24 protein-coding genes are annotated in these 25,371 nt (G+C 72.6%); 17 read left to right on the plus strand and 7 right to left on the minus strand.

Going from position 1 to position 25,371, the window contains the following annotated elements:
• The first annotated feature begins 38 nt into the window (after nt 1–38).
• From ABZ464_RS30930 to ABZ464_RS30970, 9 genes are all read left to right on the plus strand, one after another.
• On the plus strand, nt 39–2,090 hold the full coding sequence (locus ABZ464_RS30930; RefSeq protein WP_359282127.1) for a tetratricopeptide repeat protein: 2,052 nt from the start codon (nt 39–41) through the stop codon (nt 2,088–2,090).
• Nucleotides 2,091–2,223: 133 nt separating this feature from the next.
• On the plus strand, nt 2,224–3,348 hold the full coding sequence (ald, locus tag ABZ464_RS30935; protein WP_359282131.1) for an alanine dehydrogenase: 1,125 nt from the start codon (nt 2,224–2,226) through the stop codon (nt 3,346–3,348).
• 388 nt (nt 3,349–3,736) lie between these two features.
• The gene (locus ABZ464_RS30940) at nt 3,737–4,873 is read left to right on the plus strand and encodes a ParA family protein (RefSeq protein WP_359282134.1); all 1,137 of its coding nucleotides are present in this window, start codon (nt 3,737–3,739) and stop codon (nt 4,871–4,873) included.
• A complete protein-coding gene (locus ABZ464_RS30945) occupies nt 4,858–5,412 on the plus strand; it encodes a hypothetical protein (RefSeq protein ID WP_359282137.1) in 555 nt (184 codons plus the stop codon). The genes ABZ464_RS30940 and ABZ464_RS30945 overlap by 16 nt, the downstream gene beginning before the upstream one ends.
• Before the next feature lie 18 nt (nt 5,413–5,430).
• Nucleotides 5,431–6,507: a segregation/condensation protein A gene (locus ABZ464_RS30950; protein ID WP_359282140.1), complete on the plus strand. Its 1,077-nt coding sequence runs from the start codon at nt 5,431–5,433 to the stop codon at nt 6,505–6,507.
• Complete coding sequence (gene scpB, locus ABZ464_RS30955; protein WP_359282142.1) at nt 6,504–7,151, plus strand: SMC-Scp complex subunit ScpB; 648 nt, start codon at nt 6,504–6,506, stop codon at nt 7,149–7,151. Before ABZ464_RS30950 ends, scpB begins: the two co-directional genes overlap by 4 nt.
• On the plus strand, nt 7,151–8,251 hold the full coding sequence (locus ABZ464_RS30960) for a pseudouridine synthase (protein ID WP_359282144.1): 1,101 nt from the start codon (nt 7,151–7,153) through the stop codon (nt 8,249–8,251). Before scpB ends, ABZ464_RS30960 begins: the two co-directional genes overlap by 1 nt.
• A gap of 163 nt (nt 8,252–8,414) precedes the next feature.
• The gene (locus ABZ464_RS30965; protein ID WP_359282145.1) at nt 8,415–9,161 is read left to right on the plus strand and encodes an NUDIX domain-containing protein; all 747 of its coding nucleotides are present in this window, start codon (nt 8,415–8,417) and stop codon (nt 9,159–9,161) included.
• Nucleotides 9,158–10,180 carry an ADP-ribosylglycohydrolase family protein gene (locus ABZ464_RS30970; protein ID WP_359282148.1) on the plus strand — a complete coding sequence of 341 codons (1,023 nt, stop codon included), beginning with the start codon at nt 9,158–9,160 and terminating at the stop codon, nt 10,178–10,180. Before ABZ464_RS30965 ends, ABZ464_RS30970 begins: the two co-directional genes overlap by 4 nt.
• Before the next feature lie 29 nt (nt 10,181–10,209).
• Here the strand turns inward: ABZ464_RS30970 and ABZ464_RS30975 are convergent, their stop codons facing one another.
• Nucleotides 10,210–10,629, minus strand: coding sequence for a Rieske (2Fe-2S) protein (locus ABZ464_RS30975; RefSeq protein WP_359282150.1), 420 nt, complete (start codon nt 10,627–10,629; stop codon nt 10,210–10,212).
• A 180-nt stretch (nt 10,630–10,809) separates the two neighbouring features.
• Between ABZ464_RS30975 and aroH the strand changes: the two genes are divergently transcribed.
• The 5 genes from aroH to der all read left to right on the plus strand — a co-directional run bounded on the left by aroH (nt 10,810) and on the right by der (nt 15,310).
• Nucleotides 10,810–11,172, plus strand: a complete 363-nt coding sequence (gene aroH / locus ABZ464_RS30980; RefSeq protein WP_359282152.1) for a chorismate mutase — start codon at nt 10,810–10,812, stop codon at nt 11,170–11,172.
• Nucleotides 11,169–12,254 (plus strand): prephenate dehydrogenase, encoded by a 1,086-nt coding sequence (locus ABZ464_RS30985; RefSeq protein ID WP_359282155.1) that lies wholly within the window; start codon nt 11,169–11,171, stop codon nt 12,252–12,254. Before aroH ends, ABZ464_RS30985 begins: the two co-directional genes overlap by 4 nt.
• A 116-nt stretch (nt 12,255–12,370) precedes the next feature.
• Nucleotides 12,371–13,057, plus strand: coding sequence for a (d)CMP kinase (cmk, locus tag ABZ464_RS30990; protein ID WP_359282157.1), 687 nt, complete (start codon nt 12,371–12,373; stop codon nt 13,055–13,057).
• 59 nt (nt 13,058–13,116) lie between these two features.
• A complete protein-coding gene (locus tag ABZ464_RS30995; RefSeq protein ID WP_359282377.1) occupies nt 13,117–13,719 on the plus strand; it encodes a lysophospholipid acyltransferase family protein in 603 nt (200 codons plus the stop codon).
• 109 nt (nt 13,720–13,828) lie between these two features.
• Complete coding sequence (gene der, locus ABZ464_RS31000) at nt 13,829–15,310, plus strand: ribosome biogenesis GTPase Der (protein WP_359282160.1); 1,482 nt, start codon at nt 13,829–13,831, stop codon at nt 15,308–15,310.
• 44 nt (nt 15,311–15,354) lie between these two features.
• Here der and ABZ464_RS31005 read toward each other — a convergent pair whose 3' ends face one another.
• Nucleotides 15,355–15,759, minus strand: coding sequence for a hypothetical protein (locus ABZ464_RS31005; protein ID WP_359282162.1), 405 nt, complete (start codon nt 15,757–15,759; stop codon nt 15,355–15,357).
• A gap of 122 nt (nt 15,760–15,881) precedes the next feature.
• Nucleotides 15,882–16,664 (minus strand): hypothetical protein, encoded by a 783-nt coding sequence (locus ABZ464_RS31010; protein ID WP_359282164.1) that lies wholly within the window; start codon nt 16,662–16,664, stop codon nt 15,882–15,884.
• 515 nt (nt 16,665–17,179) lie between these two features.
• Here ABZ464_RS31010 and ABZ464_RS31015 point away from each other — a divergent pair.
• Nucleotides 17,180–17,884, plus strand: a complete 705-nt coding sequence (locus ABZ464_RS31015) for a transglycosylase family protein (RefSeq protein WP_359282166.1) — start codon at nt 17,180–17,182, stop codon at nt 17,882–17,884.
• A gap of 59 nt (nt 17,885–17,943) precedes the next feature.
• Here ABZ464_RS31015 and ABZ464_RS31020 read toward each other — a convergent pair whose 3' ends face one another.
• The 3 genes from ABZ464_RS31020 to ABZ464_RS31030 are packed head-to-tail and all read right to left on the minus strand — an operon-like array spanning nt 17,944 to nt 21,748.
• Nucleotides 17,944–18,579, minus strand: a complete 636-nt coding sequence (locus ABZ464_RS31020) for an ATP-binding cassette domain-containing protein (protein ID WP_359282380.1) — start codon at nt 18,577–18,579, stop codon at nt 17,944–17,946.
• Complete coding sequence (locus ABZ464_RS31025) at nt 18,573–21,275, minus strand: ATP-binding cassette domain-containing protein (RefSeq protein ID WP_359282169.1); 2,703 nt, start codon at nt 21,273–21,275, stop codon at nt 18,573–18,575. Before ABZ464_RS31025 ends, ABZ464_RS31020 begins: the two co-directional genes overlap by 7 nt.
• Nucleotides 21,275–21,748 carry a hypothetical protein gene (locus ABZ464_RS31030; protein ID WP_359282171.1) on the minus strand — a complete coding sequence of 158 codons (474 nt, stop codon included), beginning with the start codon at nt 21,746–21,748 and terminating at the stop codon, nt 21,275–21,277. The genes ABZ464_RS31025 and ABZ464_RS31030 overlap by 1 nt, the downstream gene beginning before the upstream one ends.
• A gap of 107 nt (nt 21,749–21,855) precedes the next feature.
• Here ABZ464_RS31030 and ABZ464_RS31035 point away from each other — a divergent pair, with 107 nt between their 5' ends.
• Entirely contained in the window at nt 21,856–22,395 is a 540-nt protein-coding gene (locus tag ABZ464_RS31035) for a hypothetical protein (protein ID WP_359282172.1), read from the plus strand.
• Nucleotides 22,364–23,647: an ABC transporter substrate-binding protein gene (locus ABZ464_RS31040; RefSeq protein ID WP_359282174.1), complete on the plus strand. Its 1,284-nt coding sequence runs from the start codon at nt 22,364–22,366 to the stop codon at nt 23,645–23,647. Before ABZ464_RS31035 ends, ABZ464_RS31040 begins: the two co-directional genes overlap by 32 nt.
• Here ABZ464_RS31040 and ctaD read toward each other — a convergent pair.
• Nucleotides 23,635–25,299 (minus strand): cytochrome c oxidase subunit I, encoded by a 1,665-nt coding sequence (gene ctaD, locus ABZ464_RS31045; RefSeq protein WP_359282177.1) that lies wholly within the window; start codon nt 25,297–25,299, stop codon nt 23,635–23,637. The two genes, ABZ464_RS31040 and ctaD, sit on opposite strands and share 13 nt — an antisense overlap.
• Nucleotides 25,300–25,371: the final 72 nt, after the last annotated feature.

Below are 25,371 nucleotides of genomic sequence, written 5' to 3' on the forward strand. Positions count from 1 at the left end.
CGGCGGACAGGCGTGCGCGTGGGACGGGAGTGTGGCCCGTGACGGATCAGGCAGTGGACACAGGCGGCGTGCAGCTGTCCGGACACGCTGCGACACGGGGTCAATTCCTGGGCCGGATCCGGGAGTTGAAGGAACTGCGCGCCGACATCGAACGCACCGGGCTGGACACCCTCACCGGGCGGAAGGCCCCCCGCGCACGCGTGCTCCTCATCGCGGGCCGGCCCGGCTCCGGCCGCACCGCGCTCGCCGAGGAGCTCGTACGACAGGTCGCCCGCCGCTACCCCGACGGGGTCCTGCGCACCCGGCTCGCCGAACCCGACGGCACCCCCGTCCCCGTCGAGCGCGCCGCCCGCGACCTCCTCACCGCCCTGGAGGTGCCGACCCCGGCCGGCGCCGACGAGGACGAGCTCGCGGCCACCCTGCGCGAGGCCCTCGCCGACCGGCGCGCACTCATCCTGCTGGACGACGCGACCGGCGCGGACCAGGTCGACGCACTGCTGCCGGACACCCCGGAATGCCTGCTCGTCGCCGTCTCCGCGGGCCCCCTCACCGGCATCGCGGACGTCCGCCCCTGCACCCTCGGCGGCCTGGACACCAAGTCCGCCCTCGACCTCCTCACCCGGTACACCGGCTCGGTCCGCATCACCGTCGACCCGCGCGCGGCCGAGGGCCTGGTCGAGATCTGCCAGGGCCAGCCCGCCGCGCTGATCCTGGCCGGCGGCTGGCTCGCCGCCCGCCCCCAGGCGGCCGTCTCCGACCTCGCCAAACAGCTCAACGCGGAGATCGCCGAGGATTCCGCCGGCACCCCGCTCAGCCATGTCTTCGGCCTCGTCCACGCCACCCTGCCCGCCCCCGTCGCCCGCACCCTGCGCCTGCTCTCGCTGGCCCCGGCCGGACTGGCCGACCCGCACACCGCCTCCGCGCTCGCCGGCTGCTCGATCAGCGCGGCCCGGACCGCCCTGGACGACCTCACCGCCCACGGCCTCCTGCGGGCCGTGGACTCCCCGCTGCCCCAGTACGAGGTCCCGGCGGCCCTGCACCCCCTGCTGCGCGCCGCCGCCGAGGCCCAGGAACGCCCCGCCGAGCTCCAGCTGGCCCGCGCCCGGATGTTCGAGCGGACGGTACGGCTGCTGCAGTCCTGCCGGGCCGTCACCGAGCCGGACAACCTCCAGGCCCGCGAGAAGCTCCAGGGCACCCCCCGCGGCCTGCGCTTCCCCACCCGGGCCGCCGCCGCCGAGTGGCTCACCGCTCGCCGCCCCGCCCTGCTCGCCGCGGCCCGCGCGGCCGTCGCGGACGGCGAGCTGGACACCCTGGCCCGCCGGCTGATGTCCCAGCTGGTGCGGGCGATGGTCGCGCACTTCGGCACCCAGGAGGCCGCGCCCGACCTCTACGGCGTCCACCGGCTGGTCCTCGACGTGGCCGAGCGCCGCGACCTGCCCCGGGAGAAGGCCGCCGCCCTGCTGAACCTGGCCGACGTGGACGCCAGGACCGGGCGCACGGCCGAGGCCCTGGTGCGCTACCGGGCGGCGCTGGACGCCGGACGGGCGGCGCACGACCCGTACGCGACCGGCCGCGCGATGGAATCCGTAGGCGGCGCGCATCTGGAACTCGGGGACTACGAACGGGCCGCCGACTGGTACGGGCGGGCCCTCGCCCAGCGCCTGGCCCGGGACGAGCGCACGGACGCCGCCCGGCTGTACGGCCGGATCGCCGGCGCGCACACCTACGCGGGCCGCTACGGCGAGGCGCAGCGGGCCTGGCGGGCCGCGGCGGCCGGACACCGCAAGAACGGCGATGTGGCCGCCTACGCGCGGGCGTTGAGCGAGCTGGCCCGGGTCCAGGAGTACGCGGGCCGGCCCGAGGAGTCGCTGCGCACCTGCGAGGAGGCGCTGGAGTGGGCGCGGCGGGCCGAGGACACCCGGCTGCAGGCGGCGGTGCGGCTGCGCCTCGCCGACACCCTGGACCATCTCGGCGATCCGACGGCCGCGCGGCTGCACCGTGGCGAGGCGGGCCGGCTGCTCGAGGAGCACGATCGGCTGGAACACAGCCCTAACACCTGCGAAATCCGCAGTGCCTCGGCTGAAGATTGATGCATTGAAAGGCTAGACAGCGGGAATACCTTCATTAGACTGGCTCTGCCGCACCTTCTCCTGCGGTGTATCCCGGTGTACCCCTTGTATCCGGGTATGTATCTCTATGCCCACACCCTCTGAGCCAAGGACCGTGATCGACGTGAAGGTCGGCATCCCCCGCGAGGTCAAGAACAACGAGTTCCGGGTGGCCATCACCCCCGCCGGCGTGCACGAGCTGGTGCGCCACGGCCACCAGGTGGTCGTCGAGCGCAACGCCGGCGTCGGCTCGTCGATCACCGACGAGGAGTACGTGTCCGCCGGGGCCGTGATCCTGGAGACGGCCGACGAGGTGTGGGCCACCGCCGACCTGCTGCTCAAGGTCAAGGAGCCCGTCGCCGAGGAGTACCACCGCCTCCGCAAGGACCAGACCCTCTTCACCTACCTGCACCTGGCCGCGTCCAAGGAGTGCACGGACGCCCTGCTGGAGTCCGGCACGACGGCGATCGCCTACGAGACCGTCGAGCTCCCGAACCGCGCGCTGCCGCTGCTCGCGCCCATGTCCGAGGTGGCCGGCCGCCTCGCCCCGCAGGTCGGCGCCTACCACCTGATGCGGGCCGGCGGCGGCCGCGGTGTGCTGCCCGGCGGCGTCCCCGGCGTCCCGGCCGGCAAGGCCGTCGTCATCGGCGGCGGCGTCTCCGGCTGGAACGCGGCGCAGATCGCCGTCGGCATGGGCTTCCACGTCACCCTGCTCGACAAGGACATCAACAAGCTCAAGGAAGCCGACAAGGTGTTCGGCACGAGGATCCAGACCGTCGTCTCCAACGCCTTCGAGCTGGAGAAGGCCTGCCTCGAGGCCGACCTCGTCATCGGCGCCGTGCTCATCCCCGGCGCCAAGGCCCCCAAGCTCGTCACCAACGAGCTGGTGTCCCGGATGAAGCCCGGAAGTGTCCTTGTCGACATCGCGATCGACCAGGGCGGCTGCTTCGAGGACTCCCGCCCCACCACCCACGCCGAGCCGACCTTCCAGGTCCACAACTCGGTCTTCTACTGCGTCGCCAACATGCCCGGCGCCGTCCCCAACACCTCCACCTACGCGCTCACCAACGCCACGCTGCCCTACATCGTCGAACTCGCCGACAGGGGCTGGGTCGAGGCGCTGCGCCGCGACGCCGCACTGGCCCGGGGCCTCAACACCCATGACGGCAAGGTCGTTTACCGCGAGGTGGCGGAGGCGCACGGCCTGGAGCACATGGAGCTCGACCAGCTCCTCGGCTAAGTCACCTTTCCGTAAAGGCGATACGTCAACAAGGCGCGTCAACGGCAGACACCCGGCCGGACCTTGCCCCACAAGGTCCGGCCGGGTGTGTGTATGGTCACTTTGCGGCTCTCGGTCAACTCGCCTCGAACGTAACCCTTCGACCGATTCGCACACCGGTTGAACCTGCCGTGCGACGGCCGTACGCCCTTGACAGCGACATGTTTCATTGCCGACACATCGGGCCGGGTCCGGCGGATTGTGTTGCTGCGGACGCCCGACACGCCATAGAGTCGCCAACCGTCGGCATGGTGCCACGCTGACCTTGTCTAGAAGTTTCCTGGTCACCAAGGAGGTAAGACGACTTGTGAATGAGTCGACATTTGCTCCCGGGGGTGGTCAACCAGGAATGCCTACGCGGGACCAGGGTTCCGCGGGGTTCGAGGCTGTCGGCTCCGTCGCTGTCCGAACCTTCGCAGCCCACCAGAGCCGGCTCGGCCCCCGCACGGCTCTGTCAGCACACCAGAGCATGGACGGTCATCACGTGAACGCCATGGCCGGCGACGGAAGTGGCGCGCCCCACAACCACTTCGCCGACTACGACGAACTGCCCGACGGGCACTTCTACGACCCCGACGCCGAATACGAGCCGGACCCGGAGTACGCGGCCACGCTCGCGCCCGACGCGGCACGGCAGCGCCGTGAGCGCGTCGGCCCGACCGGACGCCCGCTGCCGTACTTCCCGATCCCGGGCCCGCTGACCCAGCACGGCCCCGCGACGATCATCGCGATGTGCAACCAGAAGGGCGGCGTCGGCAAGACGACGTCGACCATCAACCTGGGTGCCGCGCTCGCGGAGTACGGACGCCGGGTGCTGCTCGTCGACTTCGACCCGCAGGGCGCGCTGTCGGTCGGCCTCGGCGTCAATCCGATGGAGCTCGACCTCACGGTCTACAACCTGCTCATGGAGCGGGGCATGGCGGCCGACGAGGTGCTCCTGAAGACCGCGGTCCCCAACATGGACCTGCTGCCCAGCAACATCGACCTGTCGGCCGCCGAGGTCCAGCTGGTCTCCGAGGTCGCGCGCGAGTCGACCCTCCAGCGGGCGCTCAAGCCGCTGATGGACGACTACGACTACATCGTCATCGACTGCCAGCCCTCGCTCGGCCTGCTCACGGTCAACGCGCTCACGGCCGCGCACAAGGTCATCGTGCCGCTGGAGTGCGAGTTCTTCGCGCTGCGCGGTGTGGCCCTGCTGACCGAGACCATCGAGAAGGTCCAGGAGCGGCTCAACCCGGAGCTGGAGCTCGACGGCATCCTCGCCACGATGTACGACTCCCGCACGGTCCACAGCCGCGAGGTCCTGGCCCGGGTGGTCGAGGCCTTCGACGACCACGTCTACCACACGGTCATCGGACGCACGGTCCGCTTCCCGGAGACCACGGTCGCCGGTGAGCCGATCACCACGTACGCCTCCAACTCCGTCGGCGCCGCCGCCTACCGCCAGCTCGCCAGGGAGGTGCTCGCCCGGTGTCACGCCGAGTGAGTCTGCCGGGGGCCGACGAACTCTTCCGTACGACAGGGGGGATGGCGCTGCAGCCGTCCGCACCCCGACGCCAGGCCGGTGGCGAGGCCCGGGTGCCCGCCCCGGCGGGCGAGAGCGACGGGGTCGCCGCGGGCGAGGACGCGCCACAGGCCGTCCCCGCGCAGGGCGGGGACGGCGAGGGCCCGGAGCATGTGGCGGCCGACGCCGACCAGACCATCGCCGGGGAGCGCCCCGCGCGGCGGCCCGCGGCACCGGCGCAGGAAGGTTCTGCCGCCGCCTCCGGCGAGGCGTCGCGCAAGCGGGGGCGGCAGGCCGCCCGCCGGCCCAGCGGGCGGGAGCGGCACGACGAGAAGATCACCGTGTACGTGTCCGCCGAGGAACTCATGGACCTGGAGCACGCCCGTCTGGTGCTCCGCGGCGAGCACGGGCTGGCCGTGGACCGGGGGCGGATCGTGCGGGAGGCGGTCGCCGTGGTGCTCGCCGACCTGGAGACCCGGGGCGACGCCAGCATCCTCGTACGACGGCTGCGGGGGCGGTAGGGGTAGCCTGCGGGGGCCATGACCTCCTCGAACCCCTCCCAGGACGCTTCCGGGCCCGGCAGAGCGGGCGGTCGCCGACGTGTGCTGGGCCGGGGGCCGGGCGCTCCGCAGGGCGAGCCGGATACGGCGGTGCAGGAGCCGGTCGTCGAAGAGGCGCCGGCCGTCGAGGAGGTGCCGCCGGCCGAAGCATTGGCTGAAGCACCGGCCGGAACCCCGCCGGAAGCCCCGCCGGAAACCCCCGACGGCGTCTTCAAGGTGCGGCTCGCGAACTTCGAGGGTCCGTTCGATCTGCTGCTCCAGCTGATCTCCAAGCACAAGCTGGACGTCACCGAGGTCGCGCTGTCCAGGGTGACCGACGAGTTCATGGTGCACATCCGGGCGATGGGGCCGGACTGGGACCTGGACCAGACGACCGAGTTCCTCGTCGTCGCCGCCACCCTGCTCGATCTCAAGGCCGCCCGGCTGCTGCCCGCCGCCGAGGTCGAGGACGAGGCCGACCTCGCGCTGCTGGAGGCCCGGGACCTGCTGTTCGCCCGGCTGCTCCAATACCGCGCGTACAAACAGGTCGCCGACATCTTCACGTACCGGCTCGACGTCGAGGCCCGCCGCTACCCGCGTACCGTGGGCCTCGAACCGCACCACGCCGAGCTGCTGCCCGAGGTGGTCATCAGCATCGGGGCGGAAGGATTCGCCAGACTCGCGGTCAAGGCGATGCAGCCCCGGCCGAAGCCGCAGGTGTACGTCGACCACATCCACGCCCCGCTGGTGAGCGTGCAGGAGCAGGCCGGGATCGTCGTCGCGCGGTTGCGGGAACTGGGCGTGGCCAGCTTCCGGACGCTCGTCGAGGACACCGACGACACCCTGACCGTCGTGGCCCGGTTCCTGGCGCTGCTGGAGCTGTACCGGGAGAAGGCGGTCGCGCTCGACCAGGAGACCGCGCTCGGCGAGCTGCTCGTGCGCTGGACCGCCGGGGACGGGGACGCCGAGCCGATGGTCACCGACGAGTTCGACCGGCCGCCGGAGACACCCGAGGAGCCCGAGAAGGGAAGCGAGAAGGGAAGCGAGAAGGGAAGCGAGAAGGGGAGGAAGCCGTGACCGAGAGCACCGTCGCCGCGCTCGATCTCAAGGGTGCCCTGGAGGCCGTCCTGATGGTCGTGGACGAGCCCGCCACCGAGGAGCACCTCGCGAAGATCGTGGAGCGGCCCCGGCGGCAGGTCGCCGACGCGCTGCGGGAACTGGCCGACGAGTACACCGTGCAGGGGCGCGGCTTCGAGCTGCGGTTCGTCGCGGGCGGCTGGCGGTTCTACACGCGCGCGGAGTACGCGCCCGCCGTGGAGCGGTTCGTGCTGGACGGGCAGCAGGCCCGGCTCACCCAGGCCGCGCTGGAGACGCTCGCCGTGGTCGCCTACCGCCAGCCGGTCAGCCGCAGCCGGGTCTCCGCGGTGCGCGGAGTCAACTGCGACGGTGTGATGCGCACCCTGTTGCAGCGCGGTCTGGTCGAGGAGGCGGGCACGGAACCCGAAACAGGTGCGATCCTGTATGCGACGACGAACTACTTCCTGGAGCGGATGGGCCTGCGCGGTCTGGACGAGCTCCCGGAGCTCGCGCCCTTCCTCCCGGAGGCGGAGGCGATCGAGGCCGAGACCCAGGAAGCCGTGCCGTCGTTCGACCCGGACGCCCCGGACACGGACGACGGGCCCACGACGAAGACGACTGACACGACGACGACGGAATTTTGATGCGAAGCAGCGGTAGCGGTAGCGGGAAGAGCGGCGGGCGCGGGAACTACCGCGGGGCCGGCAACGGCAGGGACCAGAAGCAGGGCGGACAAGGCGGACAAGGCGGCCAGGGCGGCCAGGGGCGCCCCCGCAAGCCCCGTCCCGAGGAGCGCCGCTATGACGTGGGCCCCTCCGCCTCCCCGGACGGCCCGAAGTCCGGGCGCGGAGGCTCCGCGCGCGGCGGCGCCAAGGGCGGCCCCAGGAAGCCCCAGCCCCAGCGCGGGCGTACGGCCCCGGGCACCTCGCGCGAGTACGAGGCGCGGGCCGAGGAGCGCAACCGCGAGCGGTACGCGGGCAAGAAGGACATCAAGCCGCCCAAGACCTTCCCGGGCGCCGAGCAGGAGGGCGAGCGGCTCCAGAAGGTCCTCGCGCGCGCGGGCTACGGCTCCCGCCGGGCCTGCGAGGAGCTGATCGAGCAGGCGCGGGTCGAGGTCAACGGCGAGATCGTGCTCGAACAGGGCAAGCGGGTCGACCCGGAGAAGGACGAGGTCAGGGTCGACGGCCTGACGGTCGCGACGCAGTCGTACCAGTTCTTCTCGCTGAACAAGCCGGCCGGTGTCGTCTCCACGATGGAGGACCCGGAGGGCCGGCAGTGCCTCGGGGACTACGTCACCAACCGCGAGACGCGGCTCTTCCACGTGGGCCGGCTCGACACCGAGACCGAGGGCGTCATCCTGCTCACCAACCACGGCGAGCTGGCGCACCGGCTGGCCCACCCGAAGTACGGCGTGAAGAAGACCTACCTCGCCGCCGTCGTGGGCCCGATCCCGCGCGACCTGGGCAAGAAGCTCAAGGACGGCATCCAGCTGGAGGACGGGTACGCGCGCGCGGACCACTTCCGGGTCGTCGAGCAGACCGGCAAGAACTACCTCGTCGAGGTCACCCTGCACGAGGGCCGCAAGCACATCGTGCGCCGCATGCTGGCCGAGGCGGGCTTCCCGGTCGAGAAGCTGGTGCGCACGTCCTTCGGGCCGATCACCCTGGGCGACCAGAAGTCGGGCTGGCTGCGACGGCTGTCCAACACGGAGGTCGGCATGCTGATGAACGAGGTCGACCTCTAGAGGCGCTCTGCACGGCTGTGTGGCGGCCGGTACCGGGTTCTCCGGTGCCGGCCGCCTCCGTTTGTGCAAAACCCTGTCAGGGGGCCGCTGAGGGCTTGTGGGCCGTCGGCCGATTCTTTATAGTCGTCCCGACTATTAGTCATGTTGACCATAAAGGTTGACCGTGAAGGAGGCGGCAGAGGTGCAGGGCTACGACAAGTACGCGCACGAGCCCTTCGCCGTCACCGTCGACCTCGCCGTCCTCACCCTCCGCGAGGGCGCCCTGCACGTGCTGCTCATCGAGCGCGGACAGGAGCCGTACGCCGGGAAATGGGCCCTGCCCGGCGGCTTCGTACGGCCGGACGAGTCCGCCGAGACGGCCGCCCGGCGCGAACTGGCCGAGGAGACCGGCCTGGACGAGGTCTGCGCGACGTCCGGACTCCACCTGGAGCAGCTGCGCACCTACAGCGACCCCGACCGCGACCCCCGGATGCGGGTCGTGTCCGTCGCCTTCGCCGCACTGCTGCCCGACGCCCCCGAACCGCACGGCGGCGGCGACGCGGCCCAGGCCCGCTGGCTGCCGTACGACGACACCGGGCCGCTCGCCTTCGACCACGACCGGATCCTCGCCGACGCCCACGACCGGGTCGGCGCCAAGCTCGAGTACACCTGCCTCGCGACCTCCTTCTGCCCGCCCGAGTTCACCCTCGGCGAGCTCCAGCAGGTCTACGAGACGGTCTGGGGGACGGGGCTCGACCGTCCCAACTTCCGCCGCAAGGTGCTGGCCACACCGGGGTTCGTCGAACCGGTGCCCGGGGCCGCGCGGCTGACCGGCGGCCGCGGCAAACCGGCCGCGCTCTACCGCGCGGGCACCGCCACCGCGCTCCACCCGCCCCTGCTGCGACCGCCCCGGGAAGGACGTTCCGCATGACCACGACCACCGTGAGGAAGCGCGCCGCCACCGGCGCCCTGCTGGGCCTCGCCCTCGGGGACGCGCTCGGCTTCCCCACCGAGTTCAACGACGTCCCCTCGATCCTCGCCAAGTGCGGGCCCTGGCGGGGCATGGAACTGCCCGGACGCGCCGTCGTCTCCGACGACACCCAGATGACCCTCGCCGTGGCCCGCGCCCTGCGCACCGCGATGGACCGGGGACTGCTCGTGCCCACCCGGCTGGAGCGGCCGCTGCGCGAGGAGTTCGTGGACTGGTACCAGTCGCCCGAGAACAACCGGGCCCCCGGCCGGACCTGCCTGACCGCCTGCGACCTGCTCAGGGACGAGCGGCGGCTGTGGCAGGACGCCAGCCAGATCGGCTCCAAGGGCTGCGGGGCCAACATGCGCGTCGCCCCCGTGGGCCTCGCCCCCGGCCTCAGCGAGGAACAGCGCGCCGGCGCCGCCCAGTTCCAGTCCGCGCTCACCCACGGACACCCCACCGCGCTCGCCGCGTCCGACCTCACCGCCCACGCCGTACGGCTCCTCGCCCAGGGCGCCCCGCCGGCCGGCCTGGTCGGACAGCTGCGCGCGTACGCCGTCGCGAACCGCACCCGCTACCACCAGCGCTGGCTCGGCGACCTGTGGACCCGCAGCCAGGACCCGTCCGCCGAGCACTTCATCGCGCGCGGCTGGGACGAGTGCCTGGGCGTCCTGGACCGCCTCGCCGAGGCCCTGCGCGACCCCGCGCCCGAGAGCGACCCGTGCCTGGCCACCGGGGCGGGCTGGATCGCCGAGGAGGCCATGGCCACCGGGCTGCTGTGCTTCCTGCTCTTCCCCGACGAGCCGGTGACCGCGCTGCGCCGGGCCGCCTGCTCCTCCGGCGACTCCGACTCCATCGCCTGTCTGACGGGCGCCTTCGCGGGCGCGCACGCCGGCGCGGACGCCTGGCCCACGCCCTGGGCGGACCGGATCGAGTACCAGGGAGAGCTGGTGACGCTCGGCGCGCTGTGGGACCTGTGATCAAGCCCCTGTGATCAAGTCACCTGTGATCAGGTCAGCGTGATGGTGTCGCCCGTCACCGTGATCTGCTTCTCCGGCAGCGGCTTCGTCGCCGGACCGGAGGCCACCGAGCCGTCGGCGATCCGGAACTCGCTCTTGTGACAGGGGCAGTTGATCGTGCCGTTCGCGACGGAGCCGACCGTGCAGCCCTGGTGGGTGCAGACCGCGGAGAAGGCCTTGAAGTCGCCCTGCGTGGGCTGGGTGACGACGACCTTCTCGGCCGTGAAGATCTTGCCGCCGCCCTCGGGGATGTCGGCGGTCTTCGCCAGCGCGCCCCCGGCGGCGGACTTCGTCGTGTCCGCCGCGTCCGACGACGAACCGCCGTCGTCGTTGCCGCAGCCCGTGGCGAGGGCCGCTGTCGCGCCGCCCGTCACGATGAGCACCGTGCGTCGTGTCGGGGAGAAGGTCATGGCGTCACTCCGGGGGTGCGGAAGCACGTACAGCTGCCAGCCAAGCGCGTCCCGGCGGTGCCCCGCAACCGGACGCGCCGCGTCTCAGGGGGCGGGCGGGGCGCACTCGCGTCGGCCCGGGCTGACTAGGCTGGACGTTTGAGAAGCCGTGCATCAATGACCTCAGCAAGGAGCAGCGCCGTGGCGGTACGAGCGGTCCGGGGAGCCGTCCAACTGGAACGCGACGAGGCCGGGCACATGGACGAGCAGGTCGGGGCCCTGCTCACCGCCGTCCTGGAGCGGAACTCCCTCAGCGCGGACGACCTGATCAGCATCTGGTTCACGGCCACGCCCGATCTGCACAGCGACTTCCCGGCCGCCGCCGCCCGCAAGCTCGGCATCGTCGACGTACCGCTGATCTGCGCCCAGGAACTCTCGGTCGAGGGCGCCATGCCGCGGGTCGTGCGGCTGCTCGCGCACGTCGAGTCCGACCGGCCGCGCGCCGAGATCAGCCATGTCTACCTCGGCGCCGCCGCCGCTCTGCGCAAGGACATCGCCCAGTGAGGACCGCACTCGTCATCGGAACCGGGCTGATCGGCACCTCCGCCGCCCTGGCCCTCGCCCAGCGGGGCGTCGTCGTCCACCTGGAGGACCACGACCCCGGACAGGCCCGTACGGCCGCCGCGCTCGGCGCCGGCACCGACGACGCGCCCGAGGGGCCCGTCGACCTCGCCGTGGTCGCCGCCCCGCCCGCCCATGTGGCCTCGGTGCTCGCCGACGCGATGCGCCGGGGCGTGGCCCGCGGCTACCTGGACGTCGCCAGCGTCAAGGGCGGGCCGCGCCGGGAGCTGGAGGCGCTCGGCCTGGACCTGTCGGCCTACCTCGGCACCCACCCCATGTCCGGCCGGGAGAAGTCCGGCCCGCTGGCCGCGACCGGCGACCTCTTCGAGGGCCGGCCCTGGGTGCTGACCCCGACCCGGGACACCGACACCGAGGTCCTCAACCTCGCGCTGGAACTCGTCTCGCACTGCCGGGCCGTCCCGGTGGTGATGGACGCCGACGCCCACGACCGCGCCGTCGCGCTCGTCTCCCACATGCCCCACCTGGTCTCCAGCATGGTCGCCGCGCGGCTGCAGAACGCCGAGGAGGCCGCCGTACGGCTGTGCGGGCAGGGCATCCGGGACGTCACCCGGATCGCCGCCTCCGATCCCCGGATGTGGATCGACATCCTCTCCGCGAACCCGGGGCCCGTCGCCGACCTGCTCACCGACGTCTCCGCCGACCTGGAGGAGACCGTGCGGGCCCTGCGCGCGCTGGAGTCCTCCGACGAGGCGAAGCGCATCGAGGGCGTCGACGGCATCGAGGACATCCTGCGTCGCGGCAACGCCGGACAGGTCCGCGTCCCCGGCAAGCACGGCGCCGCCCCGCGCGTGTACGAGGTCGTCGCGGTGCTCATCGACGACCAGCCGGGTCAGCTGGCCCGCATCTTCGCGGACGCCGGACGGGCGGGCGTCAACATCGAGGACGTACGGATCGAACACGCGACCGGACAGCAGGCGGGTCTGGTGCAGCTCATGGTCGAACCGAAGTCGGCGACGGTTCTTTCGGCGGCGCTGCGGGAGCGGGGCTGGGCGATCCGGCAGTAGGCGGCACGGGCCGGGGACCGGCCTCGGCCAGAAGGGTGACCCGTGCCCGGTAACCTTGTGCGGGGCACAGTCGCGCCCCGCACACCCACCGCCTCGCACCAGGAAGGTGTCCCCCCGTGGAAAACGGCGCCGCCCAGCCCGTGATTGTCGCCATCGACGGTCCCTCCGGCACGGGCAAGTCGAGCACGTCCAAGGCCGTGGCCGCCCAGCTCGGGCTGAGCTACCTGGACACCGGCGCCCAGTACCGGGCGATCACCTGGTGGATGGTGACCAACGGGATCGACATCGAGGACCCGACGGCGATCGCCGCCGTCGCGGGCAAGGCGGAGATCGTCTCCGGCACCGACCCGGCGAACCCGACGATCACCGTCGACGGCGTGGACGTCGCCGGTCCGATCCGCACCCAGGAGGTCACCTCCCGGGTCAGCGCGGTCAGCGCGGTGCCGGAGGTGCGGGCCCGGATCACCGAGCTGCAGCGGTCGCTGGCCGCCGACGCCGAGCACGGGATCGTCGTCGAGGGGCGGGACATCGGTACGACCGTGCTGCCCGACGCCGACCTGAAGATCTTCCTCACCGCCTCGGCGGAGGCGCGGGCCGCCCGCCGCAGCGGCGAGCTCAAGGGCGCCGACGTGGCCACCACCCGCGAGGCGCTGATCAAGCGGGACGCGGCCGACTCCTCCCGCAAGACCTCCCCGCTCGCCAAGGCGGACGACGCCGTCGAGGTGGACACCACCGAGCTGACCCTCGCCCAGGTCATCGAGTGCGTCGTCACCCTCGTCGGGGAGAAGCGGGCCGGAAAGTGACGAGCGAGCTGCCTTCCGAGCGGGGCGCCGAGATCGGGCGGCGCATCGGCGTCGGCCTGATGTACGGCCTGTGGCGGCCGCGGGTGCTGGGCGCCTGGAAGGTGCCCGCGAGCGGCCCGGTGATCTTCGCGCCGAACCACTCCCACAACCTCGACGGCCCGATGGTCATCGGCGTGGCGCCCAGGGCGTCGCACTTCCTGGTGAAGAAGGAGGCGTTCGTCGGCCCGGTCGGCAGCTTCATGGTCCACACCGGCCAGATCGCGGTCGACCGTACGAGCACCGACCGCACGGCGATCGCCCGCGCCCTCGGCGTCCTGGAGAACGGCGGCGTCCTCGGCATCTTCCCCGAGGGCACCCGCGGCGAGGGCGACTTCGCCTCCCTGCGCGCCGGGCTCGCCTACTTCGCCGTCCGCAGCGGGGCGCCGATCGTGCCCGTCGCGGTGCTGGGAAGTGCCGAGCGGCGCGGGCGGTTGATCAAGGGGCTGCCCCCGCTGCGCTCCCGCGTGGACGTCGTCTTCGGCGACCCGTTCGAGGCGGGCGACGGCAGCGGACGGCGCACGCGCAAGGCGTTGGACGAGGCGACCGAGCGCATCCAGAAGAACCTGGCCGCCCACCTGGACCACGCCCGCCGGCTCACCGGCCGACCGCCCACGGGCGCATAAAACGCCGGGCGTCCGACCGGACGCCGGGCGACACTGAGTAGTGGATCAACCTGGAACAAAACGGGGTGATCCACCGACCACCACGATGGAACGACGAGGTACGCACTTCATGAACGACCACATCCAGCCCGGCGGCTCGGACGGCGTCGAGCACGATCACGGGGCGCTCGGCGACGCCGAGTACGCGGAGTTCATGGAGCTCGCCGCGGAAGAGGGCTTCGACCTCGAGGACGTCGAGGGTGCCATCGAGGAGGCCGGACACGGCCCGCTCCCGGTGCTCGCCGTCGTAGGCCGCCCGAACGTCGGCAAGTCGACCCTCGTCAACCGGATCATCGGGCGCCGTGAGGCCGTCGTCGAGGACAAGCCCGGTGTCACCCGCGACCGCGTGACCTACGAGGCCGAGTGGTCGGGCCGCCGCTTCAAGGTCGTCGACACCGGTGGCTGGGAGCAGGACGTCCTCGGTATCGACGCCTCGGTGGCCGCCCAGGCCGAGTACGCGATCGAGGCCGCCGACGCGGTCGTCTTCGTCGTGGACGCCAAGGTCGGCGCCACCGACACCGACGAGGCCGTCGTCCGGCTGCTGCGCAAGGCCGGCAAGCCGGTCGTGCTGTGCGCCAACAAGGTCGACGGGCCGAGCGGGGAGGCGGATGCCGCGTACCTGTGGTCCCTCGGCCTCGGCGAGCCGCACCCCGTCTCCGCGCTGCACGGTCGCGGCACCGGCGACATGCTGGACGCCGTCCTGGAGGTGCTGCCGGACGCCCCCGAGCAGCTCTTCGGCGGCGCCGGGATCGGCGGCCCCCGCCGGATCGCCCTCATCGGCCGCCCGAACGTCGGCAAGTCCTCGCTGCTGAACAAGGTGGCGAACGAGGAGCGCGTCGTCGTCAACGAGGTCGCCGGCACCACCCGTGACCCCGTCGACGAGCTCATCGAACTCGGCGGCGTCACCTGGAAGTTCGTCGACACCGCCGGTATCCGCAAGCGGGTCCACCTCCAGCAGGGCGCCGACTACTACGCCTCACTGCGCACCGCGGCCGCCGTCGAGAAGGCCGAGGTCGCGGTCATCCTGATCGACGCCTCCGAGTCCATCTCGGTGCAGGACCAGCGGATCGTGACGATGGCCGTCGAGGCCGGCCGCGCGATGGTCATCGCCTACAACAAGTGGGACACCCTCGACGAGGAGCGCCGCTACTACCTGGAGCGGGAGATCGAGACCGAGTTCGGCCAGGTCGCCTGGGCGCCCCGGGTCAATGTCTCGGCGCGCACCGGACGGCACATGGAGAAGCTGGTCCCGGCGATCGAGACCGCCCTGGCCGGCTGGGAGACCCGTGTCCCCACGGGCCGCCTCAACGCCTTCCTCGGCGAGTTGGTCGCCGCCCACCCGCACCCGATCCGGGGCGGCAAGCAGCCGCGCATCCTCTTCGGCACCCAGGCGGGCACCAAGCCGCCGCGGTTCGTCCTCTTCGCCTCCGGCTTCATCGAGGCGGGCTACCGCCGCTTCATCGAGCGCCGGCTGCGCGAGGAGTTCGGCTTCGAGGGCACCCCGATCCACATCTCGGTCCGGGTGCGCGAGAAGCGCGGCAAGAAGAAGTGAGCAATGAGTGAGGGGGGTCGTGACGCCGTCACGACCCCCCTCACTCAGAAGCCCCGCCGGGACATCGGCGGAAGCGCCACCGGGACGGGCACCATCGCCGTCTGCTGCCGCTCCGGCTGCAGCTGGCCGATCTGCCCGACCCGCTGCCACTGCGACTGCTGCCGGGCGCTCTGCGCGCCCGCGCTGTAGGCACTGTAGGAGTGACTGAACGAGCCGGGCCGGTACGCCGTCGGCGCCTCCGTGCGGTGCGGCATGTTCCCGAAGGCGGTGAACCCCAGATCGTCCTCGCCGCTGCGGTCACCCGGCAGCGAGCGGAACGTCTTGACGTACTCGGCGTAGAGCGCGTCGTAGATCGGCGTGGCCGACGGGCCGCCCTGGGAATCCTGGGCCGGTCGCGCGGAGGGGACCGACGGATACACGGGGCGGCGGGGAACCTCGTAGCTGTGCACGTAAGTGCAAACGACCTGTGCCTCAAAGAGATGCGGTAACCGTCAGGGGCGCGGGGAACTGCGCGAGCAACCACGACGGCGCCGCAGCCGCCGTACCTCCGCACCCCCCGCCCGGTGGGCGCTCAGGTACCGGCCAGCGGCATCGCCGCCCCCACCAGCTTCCCGTTGGCCGCCGCCTTGTCCAGCGCGTCCCGCAGCAGATCCTCCCGCGGCTGCCGCCCGATCGACCCCACCGGCGCCGCGAACATCAGCACCTGCTGGTGCTTGTTGGCGGCGGCCCGCCACCCCTCCGTCACCTGCAGCGGCTGGTGTGCCTGCCACCAGGCGACCGGCTGCCCGCCGTTCGCCGAGGGCTGCAGCACGGCGTGCAGCTGACCCATCGCCAGCAGCACGGACCAGCCGTGCTGCACCGGCGGCACCTCGGACAGCTCGGACAGCGGCATGAAGCCCTGCTCGATGAGGAGCGGCAGGAAGTCGTCGCCGGCGCCGGTGGTGCCCGGGCGCACGATGGGCGCGGTGGGCTCGACGACCAGCGCCGGGTGCAACTCCCCGGCGAGCAGGACGAGTCCGCTGGTCACGCCGAGCACGGCCTGCTCGGGCGCGACCTTCTGCGGGTCCAGGTCGACGGTGTCGCCGCTGATGGAGCGGACGGCGCCCTGGAGCTGCTCCTCGGTGACCTGGACGACCTGCGAGGGCAGACAGGTGGCGTGGGCGAAGGCGAGGACGGCGGTCTCGTCCCCGATGAACAGGACGGTGCTGGTGCGCTCGTGCGCGGAGTCGCCCGGGGTGCGGCAGGACGTGCAGTCGTAACTGCCCGGGGCGTTGTCTCCGGCGAGCAGCCGGTCGGCTTCTTCGTCGCCGATCTCGGCGCGTACCTCGTCGCTGACGTCGAGCATGCGCGGCACGGGTGACTCCCTCGGAAGGCGGTGCGTGGGCGGGCCGGGTGGGTCCCCGGCTCATGAGATGACAACGGGGGAGCTGTGGTGGGGGTCACGCTGGACGACTGAGTCGTTCAAATCGCCGAACACGGATGGTCACGTTCCGTGGAGAATCTGGCACTCCCTGTCAAGTAACGGGGAGGTCACGGGGGTTGATCCCGTGAACTGACTCACAGCATGCCTCGACAGCTGTCCGGCAAAGGCTGACATCAGGTGATGTAGTGGGTGGCCGAAATTCACTGCTACTTACGGTAACCCTCAACTGGCCTGCGGGAACAGGTATCTGGTTGATAACGGCTCGTCAGGCTCCCTAGATTGCTCCGCCGTGTGCAGCGAGCACCGCTCGGGTACGTCCACCGGCCGCGCAGAGCAGGACCAGGCGCAGCGACACCGCCGGCGGACGGGGCGGAGCGTGACACCCACGTCGACACGTGGGAAGCGCCCCGCCCGGGGGAGACCCGGGTTTGCAGAGAGGGAACTTCATGTCCGACTGTGCCGATCACTACACCCGCAAGACGCGCAAGACGGCGGTCCTCGCCGGGGCGGCACTGCTCGCCCCCCTGGGACTGCTGGCCGCGACCGGCAACGCCGCGGCGGCGGACAGCGGGGTGTGGGACCGCATCGCCCAGTGCGAGAGCGGCGGCAACTGGCACATCAACACCGGCAACGGCTACTACGGCGGACTGCAGTTCTCCGCCTCCACCTGGCGCGCCTACGGCGGCTCGGCCTACGCGGCCACCGCCGACGGGGCCAGCCGGGAGCAGCAGATCGCCGTCGCCACCAAGGTCCAGAAGTCCCAGGGCTGGGGCGCCTGGCCGGTCTGCTCGGCCCGCGCCGGAGCCACCGGCAGCGCCCCGTCGACCTCCGGCTCGCACTCGAGCACGTCGAAGTCGAGCACCTCGAACTCGAGCAAGTCGAACTCGAGCAAGTCGACGTCCGGCAAGTCGACCCGGTCGAGCAAGCCGAGCAGCACCACGAAGTCCGGTTCCTCCAGGGCGCCCGAGCGCACCACGACCAGCACCTCGCGCGGCAGCGGCCGAGGCGACTACACCGTCCGTGTCGGCGACACCCTCAGCACCATCGCCGCCGCGCACAACACCACCTGGCAGCAGCTCTACACCGCCAACAGGACCGTCATCGGCAACGATCCCGACCTGATCCTGCCCGGCCAGCGCCTCGCGTACTGAGCCGCCCCGCCGGAGCTCGCGGCCCCGCCCGGTTCATCCGCCGGGCGGGGCCGGCGCGTTCACCGGGCCCGTCCCGCCCACTCGGCCGCCTCCCCGCCGAACACGACCGCCCCGCGCCGCAGTTCGTACACGAAGACCCGCCGGCCGCGCAGCGCGGGCGGCAGCCGCTGCTCGGCGAGGACCACGCACGCGTCGAGCGAGGCCAGCAGGGCGTACGTCCGGGCCGCGACCGCCGGGGACATCCCCTGGGCCGGCTCGTCGACGAGGACCACGCGCGCGTGCGCCGACAGGGCGCGGCACAGGGCCACCATCCGCTGCTCACCCCCCGACAGGGTCCCGGCGCGGCGGGCGAGCAACGGCTCCAGCCGCGGATAGAGGGCGGGGTCGGCCCCGGTCAGCTCCAGGTTCTCGCGGACCGTCAGCGAGCCGAACACCGCCCGCCGTTCCGGCACCAGGCACAGCCCCCGCCGCGCCCGCTCGAACGCGGGCACCCGGGTCACGTCCGCCCCGTCCCACACCACCGCCCCGCCCGCCAGCGGTACGGCCCCGGCCAACGCCCGCAGCACCGTCGTACGGCCGGAGCCGTTGCGGCCCAGCAGGACGGTGAGGCCCGGGGCGGGGGCGGTGAGGGTGACGCCGTGCAGGGCCTCCAGCGGGCCGTACCGCACGCGCGCGTGCCGCAGTGAGATCACCAGGCCGCCTCCTCCAGGGAGTCCAGGACACGGTCGGGCGGGCCCGAGGCGACGATCCGGCCGGCCGCCATGACGTGCACGACGTCCGCGAGCCCGGCGACCAGATCGAGGTCGTGCTCGACGACGAGCAGGGCGGTGCCCTCGGCGGCCAGGGCGCGCAGGATCCTGGCCAGCGCGCTCACCTCGGCCGTGTCGAGCCCGGCGGCCGGCTCGTCCAGCAGCAGCACCCGCGGGCTTCCCGCGTACGCCCGGGCCAGCTCGACCCGGCGCAGGGTGCCGGTGGGCAGCCCGGCGGCGGGCCGCGCACGGACCGGCCCGGCCAGCCCGAACAGCGCCAGCGCCCGCTCCACCGCCCGCTCCACCGCCTCCGGTCCGCCGCGCCGCCCCTGCTCGGCGCCCACGCGCACGTTCTCCGCCACCGTCAGCGACGGGAACACGGCCAGCTGCTGGAAGGTCCGCGCGACGCCGAGCCGGGTACGGGCGTGCCCGGGCCGCCGGGTGATGTCCCGCCCGGCGAACAGCACCTGCCCGCGGACCGGGCGCAGGGTGCCGGCCAGACAGTGGAACAGCGTGGTCTTCCCGGCGCCGTTGGGCCCGACGACGGCGGTGACCCGCCCGCCGGGAACCTCCAGCCCCACCCCGTCGAGAGCGGTGAAACCGCCGTAGCGGGCCTCGAGCCCGCGAGCGGCGAGGAGCACCGGGGCCGGTGCGGGGCCGCGGCGCCGGGGGCGTTTCGGCGGGAACGGCCGACGGACGGTCTCCACCGGCCCGGACACCGGCACCGACATGGGCGTAGGCGTAGGCATAGGCACAGGGAGAGGGATGGGTACCGGCTCCGGGGCGGGCCGCGGTACGAGCCGTTTGCGCACCCGCACGCCCAACGGCGTCAGCACCCCCCTCCGCCGAGCGAGCGTCCGCGCCCACGCCGCCCGGAGCGCCTCGTACGGGCCGTCCGGGAAGCGTCCCGTCAGGGCCGCCAGGATCCCGACCAGGGCCGCGGCCACCCCACCGCGGGCGCCCGCGTCCAGGCCCACCAGCAGGGCCGCCGCCGCGAGCGCGCCCATGGTGTTGTCGGCGCCCAGGACCACCACCGCCGCGAACCAGAGCAGGCCGCGGACGGGGTCGTAGGCCGTGGCGTCGAAGGCGCGCAGGCCCATGCCGAGCAGGGCGCCGCCGAGCGCGGCCAGCGCCGCCCCCGCGACGAAGGCCAGCAGTTTCAGGGAGGGCACGCGCACGCCCGCCGCCGAGGCGCCCGGTTCGTGGTCCCGCATCGCCGCCAGGGCCCGCCCGGTACGGCCCCGGCGCAGCGCCCGGGTCGCCAGCAGCGCCAGGGCGAGCAGCGCCAGCTCCAGGACGTAGTAGGCGCGGTCCCCGTCGAAGCCCGTGGGGCGGCCCAGGGACAGGTCGGCCGTGGCGTACGGCTGGGCGAAGACGAAACGGCTCACGCCGACGCCGACGGCGAAGGTCGCGAGGGCCAGGGCGAGGCCGTGACGGCGGATCGCCGGCCAGCCGGTCAGCAGGCCGAGCGGGGCCACCAGCAGGACCGCCACGGCCAGGGCCGCCGGCTCGGGAAGGCGGGGGAGCCCCGGGAAGCGGCCCGCGGCCAGCAGCGCCGTGAACAGGGCGCCCAGCCCCGCGTACGCCGCCTGCCCCAGGGAGATCTGGCCGCCCCGGCCGGTGACCACCACCAGGGACAGCAGGATCACCGCGAGGGCGGGCACCTGGACCGCGGTGTGCAGGTCGGACCCCGCGAACCCGAGCGGCAGCAGGAACAGCACCGCCGCCACCACCCACGCTCCCGGCGGGGTCCGCACGCGTGTCCCCACCGGGGCCGGCGGCGCGTCCCGCCCGCCCGTACCCGGCAGGACGAGCGCGGCGACCAGCAGGGCGACCACGAACAGGTTCGCGCCGACCGCCTGCACCAGCGGGGCCGCCCAGCCCGACGGGTGCAGCCGGGTCAGCTGGCTCTGCGCGATCCCGATGCCCAGCGCCACCGTCACCGCGACCGGCAGACTGCGCATCCGGGCCGCCACCGCGACCGCGAGCACCTCCATCACCAGCAGCGGCAGGCCGTAGGGGTCGAGCCGTACGTACGGCGCCAGCAGCACGCCCGTCACCCCGGCCGTGAACGAGCCGAACGCCCAGCCCGCCGCCGCCACCCGGTCCGCGTCGACCCCGCCGAGCACGGCCAGCTCCCGGTCGTCGACCACCGCCCGCAGCTCCCGCCCGAAGCGCGTCCACCGGACGACCGCGCCGACCCCGGCCGCCAGGACCAGCACCACGGCGAGCTGCCCCCAGGGATCCGCCGGGACCAGCTCCGGCGCGTCGTCGCGCGCCCCCTGCCCCCACACCAGTGCCGCCCCGCCCACCAGCAGCACGAACACGCCGATCGACGCCACCAGGGTGCGCGCCGGATCATTGCCCAGGACCGCGAGCGGACGGAAGACGAAGCGTTCCAGCAGCACCCCGATCGCGGGCGCGAGGAACAGCAGGGTCACCACCGCCCCGAGCCACAGCGGCCACCCCCACTCCACCACGCAGCTCCGCAGCGCGTAGGCGCAGACCATCGCGATCGCCCCGTGCGCGAAGTTGAGCACGCCGGTCGCCCGATGGGTGACGATCAGACCGATGCCCGTGAGGGCGGCCGCGCTGCCGACCGCGAGGCCGGCGAGCGTGAGGTCGTAGGTCAGGGACGACATCAGGAGTCCGCCGCGTCCGGTTCGCAGATCGGGCACGGGTCGAGGTCGCCGCCGGCCAGCAGCCCGCCGTCCACCGGCACCGCCTCCGGCTTCCCGGCGACCAGCGGACAGTCCGCCCGGTGCCACAGCGTGCCCCCGGGCACCATCCGCAGCTCACCGCTGACCGCGACGGGAGCGGAGAGCGCCGCCTCCGGCGCCTCGGGCTCCTCGCCGACGGCGACCAGAAGGCCGTACAGCTCCTCCACGCGCGCGGTGGCGAGACGCTCCCGCCCGGACGCGAGCAGGACCGCCCCGGCGACGATCAGCGCGGCGCCCGGGACCGTGCAGGAGGCGAGATAGGGCAGCTGGCGCGCGGTGAAGCGCTCGCCGGAGACGCCGTACCAGCCCGCCACACACAGCACCGCGCCGGCGGTCAGCACGACCCAGCCGGCCCACAGGACGGGGGGCACGGTCCGCAGTCGTCCTGTCCGCATCCCACGCTCCCGCCGCAGTCCGCCGATGGCTTGCACTATGCCTTCTGCAAGCTGACCCTGAAAGGACCGGGCGCGCACGCCCGGACCGACACCCGGTGGTGAGCCTGATGCTTCTCGGGAGCGACCGCGGACGCCCGCGGGGCACGGCACTGGCGGCGGCGGCCGTCCTCGTGCTCGCCCCGGTCCTCGCGGCGTGCAGCGACGACGGGGGCGGGGGCGGCGGGGCGACCGTGACGGCCACCGCGACGGTCGGCGGGGCGACCACCGCGACTACCGCGCCCACCGACACGGCGGCGGCCGAACAGCAGGTCCGGCAGAACTGGCAGAAGTTCTTCGACCCGGCCACCTCCACCGCCGACAAGCAGGCCCTGCTGGAGAACGGCCGGATGATGGGCCCGATGCTCCGGGCGTTCGGCGGGGACGAGCGCGGCGGACGGGTCGCGGCCGAGGTCCAGAAGGTCGAGTTCACCTCCCCGACCGAGGCGACCGTGACGTACACCCTCACCCTCGACGGCGCGACCGCGCTGCCGAACGCCACGGGGAGGGCCGTACTGCAGGACGGCACCTGGAAGGTCTCCGTCACGACCCTGTGCGCCCTGGTGAAGCTGAGCGGTGATGCGTCCGCGTCGGCGGTTCCGGGTTGCTGAGAGCGCTGCCGCCACGCTGCTGCTCCTGCTGGGCGCGGCCTGCGGCAGCCGGCTCCCGGAGCGCGACTTCGAGCACACCACCACGACCCCGCAGACGTCCACGATCCGCGTCGGCGTGCTCACCAGCACGACCAGCCCCGTCGGCGGCGCCGCCTTCACCGGGCCGCGCGACGGGGCGGTGGCCTACTTCGACACGCTCAACGCGCACGGCGGCATCGCGGGCCACCGCATCGAGGTGCGGCTCTGCGACGACGGCGGCAGCGGCATCGGGAACAACACCTGCGTGCACAAGCTGCTCGACGAGGACAAGGTCGTCGCCCTCGTGGCCACCACCTCCCTCGACTACGCGGGCGCCCCTCGTGTCTCCCACGCGCGCGTGCCCGACATCGGCGGCCAGCCCATCGGCCCCGCCTACGACACCTGGCCGCACCTCTACGGCATCTACGGCAGCCTCGCGCCCCGCGACGGCACCCCGGGCTGGGACGGCACGCTGTACGGCGGCACCGAGGTCTACCGCTACTTCCAGCGCGAGCACGGCGCCCGTACCGCCGCCGTCGTCTCCTACAACCAGCCGGCGTCCGCGTCCTACGCCCGGCTCGTCGAGCGGGGGCTGAGGGCCGAGGGCTACAAGGTGGTGGGCGAACAGGTCGACTTCGCGCTGCCCAACTTCCGTGCCGCCGCCGCCGATCTGAAGGCGCAGGGCGCCGACCTCGTCCTCGACGCCCTCGACACCCACGGCAACGCACAGCTGTGCGAGGCGATGGACCAGGTCGGGGCCCGGGTCACCGCCAAGGTCACCAATGTGCAGAACTGGACGTCCACCGTCCCCGAGGACTACAAGGACTCCCCGGCCTGCCGCAACGCCCTGTGGGTGACCGGGTCCAGCCGGAACTTCGACGACACCTCCGACCCGGCCGTACGGGAGTTCCGGGAGGCGACGAAGGGCCTGCCGACGCACTCCCAGTGGCAGCTGGAGGGCTGGGCCGCGGCCCTGTGGTTCACACAGGCGGCGCGGTCCTGCGCGGCGAGCGGGATCACGCGCGCGTGCGTGGACGCCTTCATGGACCGCAGTGAGGGCTTCGACGCCGACGGTCTGCTGATCCCCGTCCGCTTCGAACGGCTCGCCGCACCCCCCGAGACCCGACGGACCTGTCTGTCGGTCGCCCGCTGGCGGGACGGGAAGGGCTGGATCACCCAGGGGGACATGGACCGCACCTGCTTCGACGTCCCCCAGATCGCCTACACCCCCTGATCCGTCGCCTCCAGGGCCGCGTACTCCGGGTGGTGCAGATCGAACGCCGGGGACTCCGAGCGGATCTTCGGCAGCGTGGTGAAGTTGTGCCGCGGCGGCGGGCAGGAGGTCGCCCACTCCAGGGAGCGGCCGTAGCCCCAGGGGTCGTCGACCTCGACCTTCTCGGCGTACTTGGTGGTCTTCCAGACGTTGTGGAGGAACGGCAGCGTGGACAGGCCGAGCAGGAACGCGCCGATCGTCGAGATGGTGTTCAGCGTGGTGAAGCCGTCGGCGGCGAGATAGTCGGCGTACCGGCGGGGCATGCCCTCCGCGCCCAGCCAGTGCTGCACCAGGAACGTCAGGTGGAAGCCGACGAACAGCGTCCAGAAGTGCATCTTCCCGAGCCGCTCGTCGAGCATCTTCCCGGTGAACTTCGGCCACCAGAAGGAGAATCCGGCGAACACCGCGAAGACGACCGTGCCGAAGACGACGTAGTGGAAGTGCGCGACGACGAAGTACGAGTCGCTGACCTGGAAGTCCATCGGCGGCGATGCCAGGATCACCCCGGTCAGCCCGCCGAACAGGAACGTCACCAGGAAGCCCGTCGCCCACAGCATCGGCGTCTCGAACGACAGGGAGCCCTTGAGCATGGTCCCGGTCCAGTTGAAGAACTTCACGCCCGTCGGGACGGCGATCAGGAAGCTCATGAACGAGAAGAACGGCAGCAGCACCGCGCCCGTGACGAACATGTGGTGCGCCCAGACGACGATCGACAGCCCGGTGATCGTCATGGTCGCGCCGACCAGGGTGAGGTAGCCGAAGATCGGCTTGCGGCTGAAGACCGGGATGATCTCGGTGATGATCCCGAAGAACGGCAGCGCGATGATGTAGACCTCGGGATGCCCGAAGAACCAGAACAGGTGCTGCCACAGCAGCGCTCCGCCGTTGGCCGCGTCGAACACCCGGGCGCCGAACCGCCGGTCCGCCTCCAGCACCAGCAGGGCCGCCGCCAGCACCGGGAACGCCAGCAGGATCAGGATCGACGTGAACAGCGTGTTCCAGACGAAGACCGGCATCCGGAACATCGTCATGCCGGGGGCGCGCATGCAGATGATCGTGGTGATGAAGTTGACCGCGCCGAGGATCGTGCCGAACCCGGCCAGCGCCAGCCCCATGATCCACAGGTCGGGGCCGACGCCGGGGGAGAACCGGCCGCTGTTGAGCGGCGCGTAGGCGAACCAGCCGAAGGCGGCGGCCCCGTCCGGGGTGAGCAGCGAGCCGAGCACGATCAGCCCGCCGAACAGGAACAGCCAGTACGAGAACATGTTCAGCCGGGGGAAGGCGACGTCCGGGGAGCCGATCTGCAGCGGCATCAGCTCGTTGGCGAAGCCCGCGAAGGACGGGGTCGCGAAGAGCAGCAGCATGATCGTGCCGTGCATCGTGAACAGCTGGTTGAACTGGTCGTTGTCCACGATCTGCAGTCCGGGCCGGGCGAGTTCGGCCCGCATCAGCAGGGCCATGACCCCGCCGATCAGGAAGAACACGAACGACGTGATCAGATACAGGTGACCGATCTTCTTGTGGTCGGTGGTGGTGAGCCAGTCGACCACCACGCGGCCCCTGCGCCCGCGCCGCACGGATGGTGCCGTCGTCGGTACGGTCTGTGTCCCCATCGCTCGCCCCTGCGGAGATTGTGTGGCGGAGTGGTGCATTTCCTACGAGGTGTCAGCTCCCGCGAACCCGTG

It is taken from the genome of Streptomyces sp. NPDC005820 (assembly GCF_040630255.1).
Classification (GTDB): domain Bacteria; phylum Actinomycetota; class Actinomycetes; order Streptomycetales; family Streptomycetaceae; genus Streptomyces.

Bases quoted from the DNA above. Each gene is read 5' to 3' on its own strand.
- ABZ464_RS31015 (WP_359282166.1), top strand. From the start codon at position 17,180: ATGTCCGACTGTGCCGATCACTACACCCGCAAGACGCGCAAGACGGCG.
- ABZ464_RS30950 (WP_359282140.1), top strand. From the start codon at position 5,431: ATGACCTCCTCGAACCCCTCCCAGGACGCTTCCGGGCCCGGCAGAGCG.
- ABZ464_RS31035 (WP_359282172.1), top strand. From the start codon at position 21,856: ATGCTTCTCGGGAGCGACCGCGGACGCCCGCGGGGCACGGCACTGGCG.
- ABZ464_RS30975 (WP_359282150.1), bottom strand. From the start codon at position 10,629: ATGACCTTCTCCCCGACACGACGCACGGTGCTCATCGTGACGGGCGGC.
- ABZ464_RS31025 (WP_359282169.1), bottom strand. From the start codon at position 21,275: ATGTCGTCCCTGACCTACGACCTCACGCTCGCCGGCCTCGCGGTCGGC.
- ABZ464_RS31040 (WP_359282174.1), top strand. From the start codon at position 22,364: ATGCGTCCGCGTCGGCGGTTCCGGGTTGCTGAGAGCGCTGCCGCCACG.
- ABZ464_RS30940 (WP_359282134.1), top strand. From the start codon at position 3,737: ATGCCTACGCGGGACCAGGGTTCCGCGGGGTTCGAGGCTGTCGGCTCC.
- ABZ464_RS31030 (WP_359282171.1), bottom strand. From the start codon at position 21,748: ATGCGGACAGGACGACTGCGGACCGTGCCCCCCGTCCTGTGGGCCGGC.
- ctaD (WP_359282177.1), bottom strand. From the start codon at position 25,299: ATGGGGACACAGACCGTACCGACGACGGCACCATCCGTGCGGCGCGGG.
- ABZ464_RS30960 (WP_359282144.1), top strand. From the start codon at position 7,151: ATGCGAAGCAGCGGTAGCGGTAGCGGGAAGAGCGGCGGGCGCGGGAAC.
- ABZ464_RS30995 (WP_359282377.1), top strand. From the start codon at position 13,117: ATGTACGGCCTGTGGCGGCCGCGGGTGCTGGGCGCCTGGAAGGTGCCC.
- der (WP_359282160.1), top strand. From the start codon at position 13,829: ATGAACGACCACATCCAGCCCGGCGGCTCGGACGGCGTCGAGCACGAT.
- ABZ464_RS30970 (WP_359282148.1), top strand. From the start codon at position 9,158: ATGACCACGACCACCGTGAGGAAGCGCGCCGCCACCGGCGCCCTGCTG.